The organism is Streptomyces sp. NPDC043896 (assembly GCF_056435605.1).
In genome coordinates this window covers 158,834-174,297 of record NZ_JBWKEE010000010.1, presented here as the reverse complement: position 1 = coordinate 174,297, position 15,464 = coordinate 158,834, and the positions used below count along the sequence as shown (strand labels likewise).

Annotated in this window: 16 protein-coding genes; 12 read left to right on the top strand and 4 right to left on the bottom strand. The window is 70.7% G+C overall.

The window, feature by feature from the left end; all coding sequences use genetic code 11:
• Positions 1-5: 5 nt before the first annotated feature.
• Positions 6-872 (bottom strand): hypothetical protein, encoded by an 867-nt coding sequence (locus AC069X_RS17405; protein ID WP_478729435.1) that lies wholly within the window; start codon positions 870-872, stop codon positions 6-8.
• A gap of 772 nt (positions 873-1,644) precedes the next feature.
• On the opposite strand from AC069X_RS17405, the gene AC069X_RS17400 reads away from it, so the two are divergent.
• Positions 1,645-3,090 (top strand): MFS transporter, encoded by a 1,446-nt coding sequence (locus AC069X_RS17400; RefSeq protein WP_478729434.1) that lies wholly within the window; start codon positions 1,645-1,647, stop codon positions 3,088-3,090.
• Between the two features lie 116 nt (positions 3,091-3,206).
• On the opposite strand, the gene AC069X_RS17395 is transcribed toward AC069X_RS17400, so the two are convergent.
• Complete coding sequence (locus AC069X_RS17395; RefSeq protein WP_478729433.1) at positions 3,207-3,782, bottom strand: TetR/AcrR family transcriptional regulator; 576 nt, start codon at positions 3,780-3,782, stop codon at positions 3,207-3,209.
• A gap of 370 nt (positions 3,783-4,152) precedes the next feature.
• On the opposite strand from AC069X_RS17395, the gene AC069X_RS17390 reads away from it, so the two are divergent.
• The 11 genes from AC069X_RS17390 (at position 4,153) to AC069X_RS17340 (ending at position 13,791) form a co-directional block, all read left to right on the top strand.
• Complete coding sequence (locus tag AC069X_RS17390; protein WP_478729498.1) at positions 4,153-4,683, top strand: hypothetical protein; 531 nt, start codon at positions 4,153-4,155, stop codon at positions 4,681-4,683.
• A gap of 99 nt (positions 4,684-4,782) precedes the next feature.
• Positions 4,783-5,046: a hypothetical protein gene (locus tag AC069X_RS17385; RefSeq protein WP_478729432.1), complete on the top strand. Its 264-nt coding sequence runs from the start codon at positions 4,783-4,785 to the stop codon at positions 5,044-5,046.
• A gap of 73 nt (positions 5,047-5,119) precedes the next feature.
• Positions 5,120-5,470, top strand: coding sequence for an NADH-quinone oxidoreductase subunit A (locus AC069X_RS17380; RefSeq protein WP_478729497.1), 351 nt, complete (start codon positions 5,120-5,122; stop codon positions 5,468-5,470).
• Positions 5,461-6,780 carry a hypothetical protein gene (locus AC069X_RS17375; protein WP_478729431.1) on the top strand — a complete coding sequence of 440 codons (1,320 nt, stop codon included), beginning with the start codon at positions 5,461-5,463 and terminating at the stop codon, positions 6,778-6,780. Before AC069X_RS17380 ends, AC069X_RS17375 begins: the two co-directional genes overlap by 10 nt.
• A complete protein-coding gene (locus AC069X_RS17370; RefSeq protein ID WP_478729430.1) occupies positions 6,773-7,705 on the top strand; it encodes an NADH-quinone oxidoreductase subunit H in 933 nt (310 codons plus the stop codon). The genes AC069X_RS17375 and AC069X_RS17370 overlap by 8 nt, the downstream gene beginning before the upstream one ends.
• 8 nt (positions 7,706-7,713) lie before the next feature.
• Positions 7,714-8,274 carry an NADH-quinone oxidoreductase subunit J gene (locus tag AC069X_RS17365; RefSeq protein ID WP_478729429.1) on the top strand — a complete coding sequence of 187 codons (561 nt, stop codon included), beginning with the start codon at positions 7,714-7,716 and terminating at the stop codon, positions 8,272-8,274.
• Positions 8,271-8,576, top strand: a complete 306-nt coding sequence (nuoK, locus tag AC069X_RS17360; protein ID WP_478729428.1) for an NADH-quinone oxidoreductase subunit NuoK — start codon at positions 8,271-8,273, stop codon at positions 8,574-8,576. Before AC069X_RS17365 ends, nuoK begins: the two co-directional genes overlap by 4 nt.
• Positions 8,573-10,426, top strand: coding sequence for an NADH-quinone oxidoreductase subunit 5 family protein (locus tag AC069X_RS17355; RefSeq protein ID WP_478729427.1), 1,854 nt, complete (start codon positions 8,573-8,575; stop codon positions 10,424-10,426). The genes nuoK and AC069X_RS17355 overlap by 4 nt, the downstream gene beginning before the upstream one ends.
• Positions 10,427-10,431: 5 nt before the next feature.
• Positions 10,432-11,940, top strand: a complete 1,509-nt coding sequence (locus AC069X_RS17350; RefSeq protein ID WP_478729426.1) for a complex I subunit 4 family protein — start codon at positions 10,432-10,434, stop codon at positions 11,938-11,940.
• Between the two features lie 14 nt (positions 11,941-11,954).
• Positions 11,955-13,349: an NADH-quinone oxidoreductase subunit N gene (locus AC069X_RS17345; protein WP_478729496.1), complete on the top strand. Its 1,395-nt coding sequence runs from the start codon at positions 11,955-11,957 to the stop codon at positions 13,347-13,349.
• Between the two features lie 145 nt (positions 13,350-13,494).
• A complete protein-coding gene (locus tag AC069X_RS17340) occupies positions 13,495-13,791 on the top strand; it encodes a heavy-metal-associated domain-containing protein (RefSeq protein WP_478729425.1) in 297 nt (98 codons plus the stop codon).
• Between the two features lie 470 nt (positions 13,792-14,261).
• Here the strand turns inward: AC069X_RS17340 and AC069X_RS17335 are convergent, their stop codons facing one another.
• Both AC069X_RS17335 and AC069X_RS17330 read right to left on the bottom strand, forming a co-directional pair.
• Positions 14,262-14,924, bottom strand: coding sequence for a hypothetical protein (locus tag AC069X_RS17335; RefSeq protein WP_478729424.1), 663 nt, complete (start codon positions 14,922-14,924; stop codon positions 14,262-14,264).
• 86 nt (positions 14,925-15,010) lie between these two features.
• Positions 15,011-15,382, bottom strand: a complete 372-nt coding sequence (locus AC069X_RS17330) for a hypothetical protein (RefSeq protein WP_478729423.1) — start codon at positions 15,380-15,382, stop codon at positions 15,011-15,013.
• Between the last annotated feature and the right edge of the window lie 82 nt (positions 15,383-15,464).

The window sequence follows — 15,464 nt, the reverse complement described above, 5'->3', positions numbered from 1 at the left end:
GTTGGTTATGAGACGTTGACCGTGAGGGCTGCGGTGTGGAGGGTGCCCGCCGTCTGGAACTGCAGGAACAGCCGCCAGTCGCCGCTCTTGGGAAGTTCGGCGTGAAATGGCAGCGTGGGCCCACCGGTGCCGGTCTTGGCGGCTGGGGTCTCGGGGTGGAGGTGGGCCAGCGCCTGGTCACCGGCGTGGAAAGCGGTCAGGTGTGCGTATGTGTCCAGGTACGGCTGGAGGTCGGTGACCGGCTTGCCGTCCTTGGTGATGTTCACGGTGAGCGGTGCGGCCACTCCCGCCTTGGGCCGGCCGGTCAAGGTGACGGTGTAGCCGTCCACACTGGTCGTGTCGGACGCCGCGGGCAAGGCGGTGGTGGACGCCGCGCCGGGAACGGTCGTGGTGGTGGACAAGACGAAGTCCTGGCCCTTGCCGGCACCGCTACCCGGGATGAACGACGCATACATGCGCCAGTTACCCGGCTCGAGGGAGGCGAGCGGGGCGGTCCAGGTGCCATCCGGAGCCATCCTGGCGTGCACATGCTGAAACCCGCTGAGGTCTTCGCGGATGGTGTAGAAGTGCAGGCGCTCTGTCTGATTGACGGCGTAGTCGGTCACTGGCTTGCCGTCGGGGCCGGTGATCGTGAAGCGGTAGTCCCCGGCTTTGCCGGCTGGGAGAGTCGAGGCCGCTGCCTTCATGCGGTAGCCGTCCTTCTCCGCGGCGAGGCCGTCCTCGGCTGACATGGAGGCCATGTCGTGACCCATGTCGTGCCCTGGTTCCGACGGGGTGAGGGTAGCCGTGTTGTCGCCGGTGCCGTAGGGGGAAGCCGAATCGGACGAGCCGCAGGCGGCCAAGGTGGCGGCCAGTGCAGCCGCCACGGTCATCGCAGCCAAGGTGCGCCGGCGTGGGAGCGGGATACGGGTCGTACGCATATCGGCATTCCGTCCTTCTGGGGTGGGAGGATGTCTTGGTCTGGGCGGGCGGCATCGGCGCCCCTGGCGAGATCGACGCTGGGTGGCGAAGGGATGCATCCCCATTGAGTCGGCTCCCGCGTCGCGGCATTCTGCCGACAGGGTGAATCCGGCGAGTGGGCAGCGGCGCCTGGGTGCCGGCCCTTCCGGCAGGTAGAGGAAGCCCTGATGGCGCCACACATCGAGAGCGTGGAAGCCGCTGCCAGTGCACGCCGACGGTGAGCGCGACAGCCTGTGCGGTCGGACCAGTCGAGACCGCCAGCCCTGGACGTGCGTCTTCCGTCATCCGAACGAGCGAAGGTCGAACACGTGCGGAGCGTCCGAGAAGGGGTGCAGGGTCGCCGGGCACGGGCTGTCGCACGCTCCCCTGGGCGTGTTGCTTGATGAGCGGCTGTCCACGGGGCAACGGGGACCCGGCTGCGATCGAGTTCCGAGCCGCGGTCTGATGGCCCTGGTCCACGCATAGGTCGGCCGGAGCGTGAATCTGCCGAGCGGCTACGAGTGGCCGCCTGGCGATAGAGCGCAGCAGCCCTGAGCCGCGCCGACTCGCCTGATCGCAGCGATTTGCTCCGCGTCCTCAAGAGATTCCCCGACACCTTCCGGAATACCCCCCACGGGTATACGGTTCTGCTCGATCGAAGATACCCCCAGGGGGTATAACTCTCTCGTTCTGGAGGGCAGAGCGGTGTCCGTGGCCAATCCCCGGCGCTGGTGGGCGCTGGGCGTACTCGCGACAGCACAGTTCATGGTCATCATGGACACGTCGATCATCGGGGTGGCGCTCCCGCAGATGCAGCGTGACCTCGGCTTCAGCCAGGGCGATCTGAGCTGGGTGTTCAACGCCTACGTGATCGCTTTCGGCGGGCTCCTGTTGCTCGGTGGGCGGCTTTCCGACCTGTTGGGTGCCCGGCGTGTCTTCGCGGCTGGCTGGGTCATCCTCGTCGCCGGCTCGGTGATCGCCGCGGCGGCAGGCAGCGCCGGTACGGAAATCCTGGGCCGGGCGGTCCAGGGCGCCGGCGGCGCGCTGATCGCACCGGCGTCCATGACCCTGCTGATGATGTTGTTCGGCCACGACCCCAAGGAACTCGGAAAGGCACTCGCCCTCTACGGGGCGGCCGCACCGGCCGGCGGCACAGCCGGTGTCTTCCTGGGCGGGGTCTTCACCCAGTGGGCCAGCTGGCCGTGGATCTTTGTCATCTACGTACCCATCGGGCTGGCCACCCTCGCAGCTACGGGTCTGCTCCCGGCGGTCGGAAAGCGTCGCGGCGGCATCGACGTGCTCGGGGCGGCTGCGGTCACCGCGGGCCTGGCGCTCGCAGTGTTCTCCATCGTGCGTGCTCCAGAGGCTGGTTGGGGGAGTGCCCAGACCCTGCTCCAGCTCGCCGGTGCGGCCGTCCTGCTGATCGTCTTCCTGCTGGTGCAGCGCTCGTCGAAGGCGCCTCTGATGCCGCTGGGCATCTGGCGCACCCCTGGCCTGGCCATCTCGAACACGGCGATGGCGCTGCTGGGCGCGGCCTGGATTCCGATGTGGTACTTCCTCAACCTCTACCTCCAGCAGGTACTCGGCTATGGAGCCTTTGCCAGTGGCGCGGCCCTGCTGCCGATGACCGCCCTGCTGATGGTCTTCATGACCGCGCTCACCGGACGCCTGCTGGGCCGGTTCGGGGCCAAGCCCCTGATCGCCGCCGGACTGCTCGTTCTGGCCGTCGGACTGGTGTGGCTGTCCTTCGCCCGGCCCACCGGCACCTTCGTCGTCGATGTCCTGCCGGCCTCGCTCGTCGCCGCGACCGGCATGTCGCTTGCCTACATTCCGGCTCTGATGTCGGCGATGGCCGGCGCCCTGCCGGAGCAGGCCGGTCTCGCCTCCGGCATCGTCAACACCACCTACCAGGTCGGCTCCGCACTCGGCCTCGCCACCCTCACCGCCGTCGCCGCCTCACAGGGCGCCGACCGGCTGGGAGAACTCCCTGCCCTCACCGACGGCTTCAGTGCCGCGTTCCTGGGTGCCGCGGGAATCGCGGCCGCGGGTGCGGTCCTCACCCTCGCGCTGATGAAGGGCACCCGCTCGGCCTCTGTTGCGGAGGCTCCGGCCGAGCGGGTAGGCGCCGATGTCGAACGGGTCCGCGACTGATCGCAGCGAACGGATGCTGCTGGGCGGGCCACCGGAGTCGATCCGGAGGCCCGCCCGGTTTCCGTGCGGGGAGGGGCGCCAGGGTGGGGCTCCGCGGTAGGTCGGCGTGCCGCCCCTCAGGCCGACGGGCGCAGGCCGTCCAGCGTGACGGCCACCAGGCGGTGGACCGCTGCCGGGGAGGGCAGGGTCGACGCGGCCGTCAGGGCGTGGAGGCAGTAACTCGCGAGTTCGGCGGTGCTCACGTCGTCGCGGAGCCCGCCCGCCTCGGCCGCCTCCTCCAGTAGGTCCCGGAACAAGTCGACGAGGTGCTGCTGGGCCCGGCGGACCGGCTCGCCCTGGTGGAGCAGGGACGCGAGTTCGGCGCCGTGGCGACCGCGGTGGTGGGAGATGAAGGCGTATGCCGTGAGTACGGCCTTCAGCCGCTCGGACGGATCGCCGGCGCCCTCCCGCAGGCTCGTGAGCTGGTGGAGGTGCTCGGTGATGTGGCGCTCGTGCCAAGCGGCCAGGATCGTCTCGACGTCCGGGAAGTACTTGTAGAGGGTTGCCCGCCCGATGCCGGCCCCCTCCGCGATCTGCGACATCGTCACCGCTGTCACCCCGCGGTCGGTGGCCATCTCCCACGTGGTGTGCAGGATCGCGTCACGGACCTCGCGGCGGTGCTCTTCGATCGTCTCGTTCCACAGCTTAGGCACGCGATCAGTGTACGCAGCGACGTGGTCCGGACGGTATGTATTGACAGAGACAGTCTGTATCGAAAAACTGGAAGGGAGGATGCGGAAGAAATCACTGATGGGAGACGGGGATGTCTCGTAAGCGGGATCAGGAAGCAGGGAGCGCCGACGCCGCGGTTCCACACCGGGAAGCGGGTGCTCCGCGCTGGGTCAAGGTGCTGGCGATCATCGCTGCCGTTCTGGTCGCGCTGTTCGTGGTCCTTCTCCTGACCGGGGGCCCCGGAGGCCACGGTCCGGGGCGCCACATGTCGATGCCGGAATCAGGAAGTCCGGGTGTGTCCGCCTCGACGGCGCTCCTGCGGGTGTCCGCAGACGGGGACCTCCGGTGATTATGTCGCCGCGGCTGCGGAAGGCCGCCCTCACGGTGCACGTCGCGACCTCCGTCGGCTGGTTGGGTGCGGTGCTGGTGTTCCTGGCGCTCGCCGTCATCGGCCTGACCGTCAAGGACGAGCATGCGGTGCGCGGCGTGTACCTCGTGATGGAACCGGCTGCCTGGTACGTCCTCGTGCCGTTGGCGTTCGCGTCGCTGCTCAGCGGGATCGTGCAGTCCCTCGGCACGCACTGGGGGCTCGTGCGGCACTACTGGGTGCTGGTCAAGCTCGTGCTCACCACCGTGGCCACGGGCGTGCTGCTGATGTACATGGGGACGTTCCGTGTCATGGCGGCGGTGGCAGCCGAGTCCGGGAACGATCTCGGCCAGGTGCGGAACTTCTCGCCGACTCTCCACGCGGTGCTGGCGCTCCTGGTCCTGGGGGCGGCGCTCGTGCTCGCCGTTTACAAGCCGCAGGGCACGACCCGCTACGGCGCCCGTCGGCAGAACGAGCGCCGTTCGTCGCAGCGGGGTCAGCTGTCCGTGCGATAGCCGCGGGCGGCGAGCCGCCAGTCCGTCCTGGGGAGCCTAGGGTGGTCGTAGGCGGTGCCTGCGCTGAAGGCAGGTGCGAGACCGGTACAGGAGGCCACCGTGGCTGCCCTGATCGCTTCGCTCCTGGGAGGGCTGATCCTCGCAGCCCTCGTCTTCGACATCGCTCGCCTGGTCACCCCGACGGAGAAGCGCTACCCGCCGCTGGCGAGGCTGCGCGGGCGGAGGGCCGCGCTGGAGGCCGCCGAGCACTGGTGCACCGGGCTTCTTGTCCACGGCCGCATCGACCAGGCGACGTATCGCCTACGAATGAGCCACCTGGCCCGTGGGCAGCGTACGTCCGCGACGAGACGACCGTGCACCTGATGGGGTGAAGGCGGACGGCGTACCCCGCATGTCGGCCCAGCTCAGGGCCTGGTGGGGCGACAGCATGCAGCGGATGACTGAATGGGAGCCGCTGCTGGTGCTGCTCGGGCTGACAATGGCCGGCGTCGCGGCACTCTATGGCGTCAACGCGCTGTTGGCCGGTGGTCGTGCAGCCGACGGGCAGGGCTCGTTCGCGGGGGGCCACGAACCGCGTGAGCATGCGCTCTCCCGCTTCCACGTGCGCTGGTACCCCGTGACAATGATCTTCCTCGCCTTCGACATGGAAATGCTCTTCATGTACCCGTGGGTGCGCGTGGTCAACGAGATGGGCGCCCCGGCGGTCATCGAGATGTTCCTCTTCCTCGGCATCCTCTTTGCCGCCGTCATGTACGCCTGGCGCGAGGGCGCTCTGCGATGGACGTGACCCGACGCGTCATCCGACTGGCCGCTCAGCGTCCCTCCGTCTTCGTCGTGACCCTGCCCGGGGCCACCGAGGAACGCCTCGCGATCGAGCACGGATTGCGCTCGCGAGGTTGGCCGTCGGCCGACAGCCCGGCCGCCGCGACGGCCGTGCTCGTAGCGGGAGACCCCGGTGAGCCGCAGCCGGACTGGCTGGCCCGGGCGTGGCAGAACCTGCCCGGACCGAGGGCGTACGCCACGGTGACGGAGCCCGCGGACGCGGGCCGGGCACTGGGACAGGTGAAGGAGCAACTCGCCTCCGGCGCCGTGGCGGCGGGTCCGATGGCGGCGGACCGGGACGGTGACGACATGCCCCCCGTCCATCACGGGGAAGCGGGGCCCGCGGAGCATGAACCGCATGGTGGCCATGGCGATCACCAGGAACACCCCGGACACGGCGATCACACAGGCCACGACGAAGGTCATGGCCATGGCCATCATGAGGGCCGTGGTGGTCACGGCGGCCATCACGGAGGCGTGGTTGCCGGGCGGCCCATGGCCGAGCGGGCCGACGACCGCGACGGGCTCCGGCTGGACCGGCTGCATCTGACGCTGGGGCCGGCCCTTCCCGACTGGCCGGCCGGGCTCGTCCTCGAGCTGGCACTGCAGGGCGACGTCATCCAGCGAGCACAGGCGGCGCCGATCCCGGTGCGACCGGGTACGGGCCTCTCGCGACCGCCGTTCTGGAACGTGCCGTGGCTGGCTGCGGCTCAGGGGGAGCCGGTGCCGACCGGTATCGCCGAGCGGCGCCGGTGCACCGCGCACCTGGACAGCCTCGCGCGGCTCCTCGCCGTCGCCGGCTGGTCTCACCAGGCCGACCGGGCCCGCGGGCTGCGCGATGCGCTGCTGGCCAACGCCACCGCGGCGGACGTGGGCGGCGAACTGCGCCGTTTCACACGGCGGGTCCGAGCGTCCCGAGTGTTTCGTGGGCTGCTGGTCGGCCTGGGCCCCCTGCGGGCCGACCGAGCACGGGAGTTCGCCGTGACGGGCCCCGGGCTCGTGGCCGACGGGGACGTGTGGGACCGCCTCTGCGTGTGGCTGGATGAGACCGAGCGGGCGTTGGAGGCGGTGGACGAGACGAGGCCCTTGGCGGGACGGCGGGATCAGGGGCCGCGTGGTCTCGTCGGCCGCGAGCACCCTCCGTCGCAGGCGCTGCTCTCGGTCCTGCCCGGATTGGTGACCGGTGCCGAACTGGCCTGTGCGCGGCTCATCGTGGCGAGCCTCGACCCCGATCTCGACGAGTTCGTGACGCCGTCGGGAGGAGCCCATGGCTGATACAGCGCCGCTGTGGGCGGTGCTCGTCATGCCGCTGGGGCTGTTCGTACTGGCCTTGGCCGCCGCTGCGTTCGACTCCCTGGTGGGTGCCGCTCCGCGCGGTGGCCGCGCCGGGACCACACGGGCACTGGCGGCACCGGCACTCGACGTGGTCCGGCTGCTCTGCCAGCGGCGGCGCCGCACCGACGCCGCCGACCTCGCGCTCGGCCGAGTGGGGATCGGACTGGTGCCGGTCGCCGCCGTACTTGCCGCGGCGGTGGTGCCCTGGGGCGTCGGCGCGGTGACCGATCCCGACGTGGGCGTCGTGTGGTTCAACGCCATGGAGGCACTGGCCTGGGCGGCGGTCTGGCTGGCGGGCTGGGGCCCGAACTCGGCCCTCTCGCTGATCGGCGGCTACCGCTTCCTCGCCCAGGGGCTCGCGTATGAGCTCCCGCACATGTTCGCGCTGACGACGGCCGCGCTCGGGGCGGAGTCACTGCGGGTCGGTGACATCGTCGAGGCCCAGCGCGGGCTGTGGTTCGTGGTCTGGATGCCGGCGGCCTTCCTCGTCTACCTGCTCAGTGCGCTGGCCATGGCCTTCTGGGGGCCATTTGGGCACCCGTTGGGGCGGGACGCGGCCGGCGGCGCGGTCGCCGAGTACAGCGGTGCGGACCGACTGGTGCTGCTGGGCGGCCGGTGGCTGCTGTTCGTCGTCACCGCTGGGTTCAGCGTGCCGCTGTTCCTCGGCGGCGGGTACGGGCCGCTGCTGCCCGCGTGGGCGTGGACGCTGCTGAAGACGGCGGCGGTCCTCGCGGTGCTGATCGCCGTACGACGTCGGGTGCCGGTGCTGCGAATGGAGCGCTACATGGAGGTCGCCTGGATGGTCCTCGTGCCGTTGACGCTGGTGCAGGCGCTGTTCGTCGCCGTCGTAGTCCTCGGCCGGTAGGGCCGGCCATGGACGAGGTCGTGTTCTGGGCGCTCGGGGTACTCGCGGTGGCCGGCGGGGTGATGGTCTTCCGCTTCGACTCGATGGCCCGGGCCACGTACGCGTTGCTGCTGTCCCTGCTGTGCGTCGGCGGCCTCGTGATGCTGCTGGGCCTGGGCTACCTGGGCGTCGTCGTCATCCTGATGATGACGATCGAGATGGCCATCATGGCCGTGTTCATGGTGATGTTCATGATGAACCCGGCCGGTCTCATGCCGATGTCGATGGTCCACAACAAGCGCGGTGCGACGGTCCTGTGCGCGGCCGTCTTCGTGCTGCTCGTCGCCGGCATCGTGCTCGCTCCGTGGCCCGAGCGGGCCGGGAGGCCGGTCGACGATCCGACCAAGGCCCTCGGCGAAGCCCTGATGGGCGCCCAGATGCTCACGATGATGACCCTGGGCTTCGCCCTGTTCACCACGATCGTCGCCACCGTGGTCCTGTCCACCCGCCGCGGCCGCTACGACAGGATGGGCGACGGCCTCGACGCCCGCCGGGCGAACGACCCCGTCCGGGGAGGGGTCGGACGGTGAACCTGGAACCCTTCCTCGTGGTGGCGGCCGCGCTGTTCAGCGTGGGACTGTTCGGCGCCCTCACCCAGCAGTCCATCGTGATGCTGATGATGGGCCTCGAACTCATGCTGGGCGCGGTCATCCTCGCCGGCGCCGCCGTGTGGCACTTCATCGCACCCGCCTCCACGGACGGTCAGGTGCTGATCGTGCTCGCGGTCACCGTCATGGCCGTCGAGATGGCCGTCGGCTTCGCCATCGTCACCGCGCTCTTCCGCGCCCGCGAGGTCGACACCACCGACGAGGCCGCGGAGCTGCGCGGATGAGCGCACTGCTCTGGGCGCTGATCGCCGTCCCGCTCGCCACCGGTGCCGTCCTGGCCGGTTGCGGCAGGCGGGCCGACCGCGCGGCGCCGGGAGTCGCGGTGGCCGCGGCCCTCGTGGCCCTGGGCTTGGCCTGCGTGGCGGCGTGGTACCAGCCGGCAGCGGTGGCGCCTCTGCTGAGGACCGCGCCGTTCGCCCTGGCCGTGGACGGGCTCTCCGCGTTCATGGTCGTCACGGTGGCGGCGGTGACGGCGGCCGTGCTCCTCTTCAGCACCGCCGACATCGGCCGCCGTGAGGCCCGCGCCCGGTTCTTCGGCCTCATGCTGCTCTTCAGCGGCGCGATGCTCGTGACGGTCACCGCCACCACCCTGCCGGCCCTGCTGATGGCCTGGGAGGTGATGGGCGCCACGTCCTGGGCGCTCATCGGGTACTGGTGGCAGGACCCGGTCCGCGCCGCCTCGGCAGGTACCGCCTTCCTCACCACCCGCACCGCCGACCTCGGCCTGTACGTGGCCTCAGGCGCGGCCCTCGCCTCCGGCCCGGGCATGGCCTTCACGGGCCTGGAGGCCGCCCCGGACCCGTGGCTCGGCGTCATCACGGCCGGGGTGATCGCCGCTGCCCTGGGCAAGTCGGCGCAACTTCCCTTCAGCTTCTGGCTGTCCCACGCGATGCGGGGCCCCAGTCCCGTCTCGGCGTTGCTGCACTCGGCCACCATGGTCGTCGCGGGCGCCTACCTCCTCCTCCGGTTCGCACCCCTCCTCGCCGCCTCCGGGTGGGGTGCCTCCGTCGTGGCCTGGACCGGGGCGCTCACGGCTCTGGCCCTCGGCCTGGTGGCAGTCGCGCAGAGCGACCTCAAACAGCTGCTGGCCGCGTCGAGCTGCGCCCAGATCGGCTACATGGTCCTCGCCGCAGGCGTCGGCTCGACCGTCGGCGGAACCCTCCAACTCATGGCGCATGCCGCGGCGAAGAGCCTCGCCTTCCTCGTCACCGGCTTCTGGCTCACCCGTCTCGGTACCAAACAGCTCCCCGAACTGCGCGGGGCCGCCCGTCGCAACCGCACCGCCGGGGCGGCGTTCACCGTGGCGGCCCTCGCCCTCGCCGGGGTTCCGCCGCTGGCCCTGTGGGCGGCCAAGGACGTCGTGCTCGCGGGAGCCCTCGAAGCCGGCACGTCCCTCTACACGGTCGGGCTCGCGGCGGCCGCCGTCTCCGCCGTCTACAGCGTGAAGGCCCTGTGGTACGTCTGGCAACCGGAGCCGGCGACCACCGTCGGCCCCCTGAAAGCGCCGCCTGCCACGGTCGCCATCCCGTTCGCCTTCCTGGCCGTCGCCGCGGTGGGCCTGGCGATCCTCGTCCTGCCCGCGCCCCTCCAGTCCGTGTCCCGCGCCCTGGGAGCGAGCGGTGAGCCTGATCCGCACGCATGGGAGTTCGTCCTCAGCGGTCTGATCGCCGTCGCGGCCGCCGCCGTCACCTGGAACCGGGGTGAGAGCCCAATTCCTCGCGCACGGGGTGTAGTCCGCCCTGCCCGCGAGTGGCTCGGCCTGGAGGCCGCAGCCCGGTTCGCGCTCGTACGCCCGACGCTCCGCCTCGCGCACGCCCTCGCCGCCTTCGACGACCAGGTACTGGACCGCGCCGTGCACGGCCTCGCCCGTACGACCCTGCGGCTCGCCGCCTTCGCCGACCGCCGGGCGGAAAGCGCGGTCGACGGCGCCATCGAAGGAGTCGCCACCACCAGCCGGGCATTGGGCCGCGCCGCCCGTCGCCCGCAGACCGGCCTGGTTCACCAGTACCTGGCCCAGGCGGTGGCTGCCTTCACCGTCCTGGCCGTCGGCCTCGTACTCGTCCTCGTGAGGTGACCTCCGTGCTCACGGCCATCATCCTGCTGCCCACCGCCGCGGCGGCACTGCTGCTGTGCCTGCCACGGAGCACACCCCGCCACCTCATCCTCGGCGTGTGGATCGCAGTATCCGGCGCCGGCCTTGCCCTCACGATCACGGTCTGGGCCGGCTACCAGGACGGCGGCGGCATCCAGTACGAGACCAACGCCCGGTGGATCCCCAGTGCGGGCATCGGCTACCACGTCGGGATCGACGGGCTGTCCCTGCCCCTGCTGGCGCTGACCGCCGTCCTGTTCCTCGCCTGCTCACTCCATGCCGTGAGACAGACCCACCGGATCAGGGAGTTCGCGGCCCTCTTCCTGTTCCTGGAGACCACCTGCCTCGGGCTGTTCGCCGCCCTCGACCTGATCCTCTTCTTCGTCTTCTTCGACCTGTCCATCGTCGCGATGTATTTCATCATCTCGGGCTGGGGCCATGCGCCCGGAGCCGCCCGAGCCGCGCTGAAGTTCTTCCTCTACACCTTCACCGGCTCGCTCGCCCTCCTCCTCGGCTTCATCGGGCTCTACCTCGCCGCCGACCCGCACACCTTCGACATCCTCGAGCTCGCACTGCAGAACCCGCTCGCCGGGCGCTCCGCCTATGGCGCGGTCGTCCTCCTCGCCGTCGGCCTCGGCCTGGCCGTCAAGACCCCCACCGTGCCCTTCCACACCTGGCTGCCGCCCGCCCATACCGAAGCGCCCGCGGAAGGATCGGCCATCCTGGCCGGCGTCCTCCTCAAGATGGGAACGTACGGGTTCCTCCGCATCGCCATGCCGCTGCTGCCGGAGGCGTGGCGGTCCTACGCGCTGGTCTTCGTCGCCATCGGCCTGGTCTCGGTGCTGTACGGAGCGTTGGTCGCGCTCGCCCAGACCCAGTTCAAGCGGATGATCGCTTACACGTCGGTGAACCACATGGGCTACATCCTGCTCGCCGTCGGCGCCGCCGCCACGTTCGGTGCGGACACCGCCGATGCGAGCCACCTCGCGGTCACCGGGGCCACCTACCAGATGGTCAGTCACGGACTGTTGACGGGCGCCCTCTTCCTCATCGCCGGCATCCTCTACGAACGGGGTCGGACGTACGACATGGACGCCTACTCCGGCATCGCCGCGAGGGCACCGCTCTTCGCCGCGCTCACCGGGCTCGCCGTCTTCGGATCGCTCGGCCTGCCGGGATTCTCCGGCTTCATCGCCGAGTTCCAGATCCTCGCCGGCAGCCTCGCCCCCAGGCCCGTGGCGACGGCACTCGCCACCCTCGGCATCCTGCTCACCGCGGCCCTGCTGCTGAGGGCCCTACAGCGCATGTTCCTCGGCCCGCTGCGGCTGCCGGACGCACCCGGAGCCGCGCGGCCCTTCGGGGACATCCGCGCCCACGAGGGCCTCGCCGTCATCCCGCTGCTGGTCCTGGCCGTCGTCCTCGGCATCACCCCGCGCTTCCTCCTCGACGTCATCGAGCCCGCGTCGAGCCGGGTACTGGACCTCCTCGCCCGGTGAACGGGACGAACGGGATGGACGAGAACCCGCTCGACCTGCTGCCCGAAGTGCTCCTCGGCGCCTCGGCCGTGCTCGGCCTGCTCCTCGGTGCCTGGCTGCCACGCCGCCGGCAGTGGCTCGTGCCCGCCTTCGCCGGCGCCGCCTGCGTGGCAGGGATCGTCGCCGCAGCCGTGGCCGCGGCCGGCACGCCGAGGACGGCCTTCGACGGAGCCTTCGCGATCGACCAGGTCACCTCGACCGTCCGCATCATCGTTCTCGGGGGCACCCTCGTCGTCATCGCCCTCGGCTTCCACCCGTTCCGCGGACACCCCCGCGAGACCGAGTTCCACGTACTGGTCCAGCTCTCCGCGCTCGGCGCCCTCATGCTCGCCGGAGCCCAGGACCTGCTGCTCCTCGCCGCCGCGTATCTGCTGGCCAGCATCCCCGCCTACGCCCTCGCAGGCTTCCGCAAGGACGCGCCGGGCACCGAGGCGGCCCTGAAGTACTTCGTCGTCGGGGCCCTGCTCGGGGTCGTCCTGCTCACCGGGATCACCCTCCTGTACGCCGCGGGCCGTGGTACCGGATATCCGGAACTGGCCGCCGGGCTTCCCCGCGCACCGAAGGCATTGGTCGCGGTTGGCGTCGTCGGGGTCCTTGCGGGACTGCTGTTCAAGGCCGGTGGAGTGCCGGGGCACTTCTGGGTGCCCGACGCCGTACAGGGGAGCTCGCCACCGGTCGCCGCCCTGCTCACCACCGTGCCCAAGGTCGGCGCGCTCGCGGCCCTCTATCGGCTCGTCACCGTGCCCCTCGCCGAGACCGCAGTGCCCGTGCCCGAGGTCGTCGCCGTACTCGCGGTCCTCTCGATGACCCTCGGCAACCTCGCCGCGTTCTTCCAGACCGACGTCACACGTCTCCTGGCCTACTCGACCATCAGCCAGGTCGGGTACCTGCTCATGCCCATCGCCGCCGCCCACGGCAGCGAGCTCGCGCAGCCCGCCCTCCTCTACTACCTCGCCGCCTACACCGTGACCAACCTCGGAGCCTTCGCCGTCGTGTGCGCCCTCCCGCAGGCGCGGACCCTGGCCGACTACCGCGGACTCTTCGCACGCCGTCCCGGGCTCGTGCTGAGCCTGATCATCTGCCTCCTGGGCCTCCTCGGCACCCCGCCGACCGCCGTCTTCCTCGGCAAGCTGGAGGTCTTCACAGCCGCAGCCGATGCCGACCTGGGCTGGCTCACCGCGACGGCCGCCGTGAACACCGTCGCCTCCCTCTTCTACTACCTGCGCTGGATCCGTCCCGCGGTGGCACGCACGGTGCCCGGATCTCCGCCGCTCCGCATCGAGGCGCGCGCCGCCGTACTGTCAGGCGTCCTCGCAGTGGCGTCCCTGGTCCTGGGTGTCGCAGGTGGCATCGTCCTGGAGGTTCTGTGAAAGGCGCACGGGTGATGCCGTTGAGGCCTTTTCCACACAGCCCGGCATACCCCCTGGGGGTAGTATGTTCGGTAGTTGTGCGCGGTGCTGAGGCAGCAGCTGCGAAGCCCACGGCCCGCGGTTCCGAAGCCATGAAGGAGAGACCATGACCACCGAGACGAACACCAGCTCCTGCTGCTCTCCCAACGGCTCCTGCGGCACCGGCAGCGCGTCCAGCGCGCAGGCCGGGACGATCACCACCGTCTACAAGGTGTCCGGCATGACCTGCGGCCACTGCGAGGGCGCGATCTCCGAGGAGATTTCGGCCCTCGCCGGTGTCGTCTCGGTGCAGGCCGTGGCCGACACGGGTGCGGTCACCGTCGTCTCCACCGCGCAGCTCGACGACGCGGCGGTACGAGACGCCGTGGACGAGGCCGGCTACGAGCTCGTCGGCCGCGCCTGAGCAGCGCGTCCCGCCCGTGATGTTCGGGCCGACGTCCTCCCCGGGAGGCCATCGGCCCGACGCGTATGACCGGGTGGCGAGGCGCCTGCGAAGGCGCATCGTCAGCCCGCCGCAGTACGACACGCTCCAGCCGGTGGGCGACGGCCCGCTCTCGGCACAGCAGCTGCAGGAACCTACGGCACGCACTCGGGGACGCCGTCGCCCTGCACGCGTCCTGGCCGCCGGCCACGATCACTAGTGCGTGGCCCGGGTGCCGGTCGGCTGCGGGCCTGGGCCCGATGGCGTTGAGAGTCAACGGCATCGGGCTCAAGCGCCGGCGCATGGACGCAACGACGAGGCGTTCGCCCGCGAGAGCGCACCGCATGCCGAGCCGGTGGACGGCCGGCGCAAGCGCCATGAGCGAGACTGAACGAGCCCGGCTTGGTCCACGCTGGGCTTGCGGAGAACGGCTACGAGGTGCCGGACCGGCGTCAGTGGCTGTGGGACGAATGGCCATCCTGTGCCGGCGCGGAGGGTGCCTTGGCCGGCGGGGTCTGCTCAACGGGAGCCTGGTCCGGCTGTGCGGGGGTTCCGGTCGTGGTGCCCTGGTCGTGGCTGTGGCCGTCGGAGCTGATGGTGCCGGCGAGGGCGGTCATACCCAGCCAGGTGAGGGCCGAGATGGCCACGACGGCGGCCGCGAACGGGCTGATGAGGTGCCGCCAGCGGCCCTTGGAGTCCTTGGCGACGAACGCGATGTACGACATGAGCAGGCCGATGGGGGTCATCCAGGCGCTGCGCTCGGGGAACTGCTCGAAGTGCTGGATGCCGCCGCCGACCATGCCGACGCCGAAGGAGAGCAGCAGGGAGAACGCGACCAGCGAGATCGCCTGGCGCAGCACCGGACGCTCGTCGGCCAGTACGAACTCGTTGACGAGGGTGCCGAGGAGGAACACGAAGGCGCCGACGGCGCAGATGATCGCGTACAGCGACGGATTGATCGGGTAATGGACGACGGCGCCGGCGATGAGGGCGGCGCCCAGGAAGTAGAGCATCTGGCCGCTGTAGCGAGCCGGGAGTGACTTCTTGTCGAAGGTGGGGCGGCGATGTCCCGGGGCGGGAGGCTGGTGGAGCTCGGGCTTGAGAGTGGTGGTCACGCGGGTAATGCCTTTCAGATCTTGACGGTTGAGAGCAGGCAGAAGCCGCGCCGGCACCGGTGGTGCGGCGCATGCTGGTTCAGCTCTCAGCAGCGCAGGATCGAAAGTCGGTGGAGGCACGGCGGGTCGCCGCTGCGGCTGATCCAGGCGTGCGCGCGTTCTGGGAGTCGGCCTAGGACGCGGTTGGAGAGCCTGCGCCTGCGGGCGAACGTAAACAGGGCAGCGACGATGAACAGCAGCGCCAGGCAGGTCTCTTCGACTCCGCCGTGGTCGCAGGAGGACTCACCGTCCGGGCTGTGCGCGCTGTCCGGTGTCCTGGCGGCGTCCCCGGGAGCGACGTCGGAGTGAGCGTGCTGAGCCTTGTCCCCCGCGTCGACGAGCGGGAACGCGGCGGCGTGCCCGCTGTGGGCCGGCTGGTGTGAGGCCAGGACGTGGATCGCGAAGAGGGCAAGCACCATCGCGAGGAGCGTTGCCCGCAGCAACGCTCCCGTGTGATGGTCGCGACGGACCTTGCCTGATATCACGCTTCACGACCATAGG

What these genes read in the sequence shown, in the direction of transcription:
- AC069X_RS17405 (WP_478729435.1), bottom strand. Translation starts at nt 872, where the DNA reads ATGACCGTGGCGGCTGCACTGGCCGCCACCTTGGCCGCCTGCGGCTCG.
- AC069X_RS17390 (WP_478729498.1), top strand. Translation starts at nt 4,153, where the DNA reads ATGTCGCCGCGGCTGCGGAAGGCCGCCCTCACGGTGCACGTCGCGACC.
- AC069X_RS17380 (WP_478729497.1), top strand. Translation starts at nt 5,120, where the DNA reads ATGACTGAATGGGAGCCGCTGCTGGTGCTGCTCGGGCTGACAATGGCC.
- AC069X_RS17375 (WP_478729431.1), top strand. Translation starts at nt 5,461, where the DNA reads ATGGACGTGACCCGACGCGTCATCCGACTGGCCGCTCAGCGTCCCTCC.
- AC069X_RS17370 (WP_478729430.1), top strand. Translation starts at nt 6,773, where the DNA reads ATGGCTGATACAGCGCCGCTGTGGGCGGTGCTCGTCATGCCGCTGGGG.
- AC069X_RS17365 (WP_478729429.1), top strand. Translation starts at nt 7,714, where the DNA reads ATGGACGAGGTCGTGTTCTGGGCGCTCGGGGTACTCGCGGTGGCCGGC.
- AC069X_RS17355 (WP_478729427.1), top strand. Translation starts at nt 8,573, where the DNA reads ATGAGCGCACTGCTCTGGGCGCTGATCGCCGTCCCGCTCGCCACCGGT.
- AC069X_RS17345 (WP_478729496.1), top strand. Translation starts at nt 11,955, where the DNA reads ATGGACGAGAACCCGCTCGACCTGCTGCCCGAAGTGCTCCTCGGCGCC.
- AC069X_RS17340 (WP_478729425.1), top strand. Translation starts at nt 13,495, where the DNA reads ATGACCACCGAGACGAACACCAGCTCCTGCTGCTCTCCCAACGGCTCC.
- AC069X_RS17330 (WP_478729423.1), bottom strand. Translation starts at nt 15,382, where the DNA reads ATGGTGCTTGCCCTCTTCGCGATCCACGTCCTGGCCTCACACCAGCCG.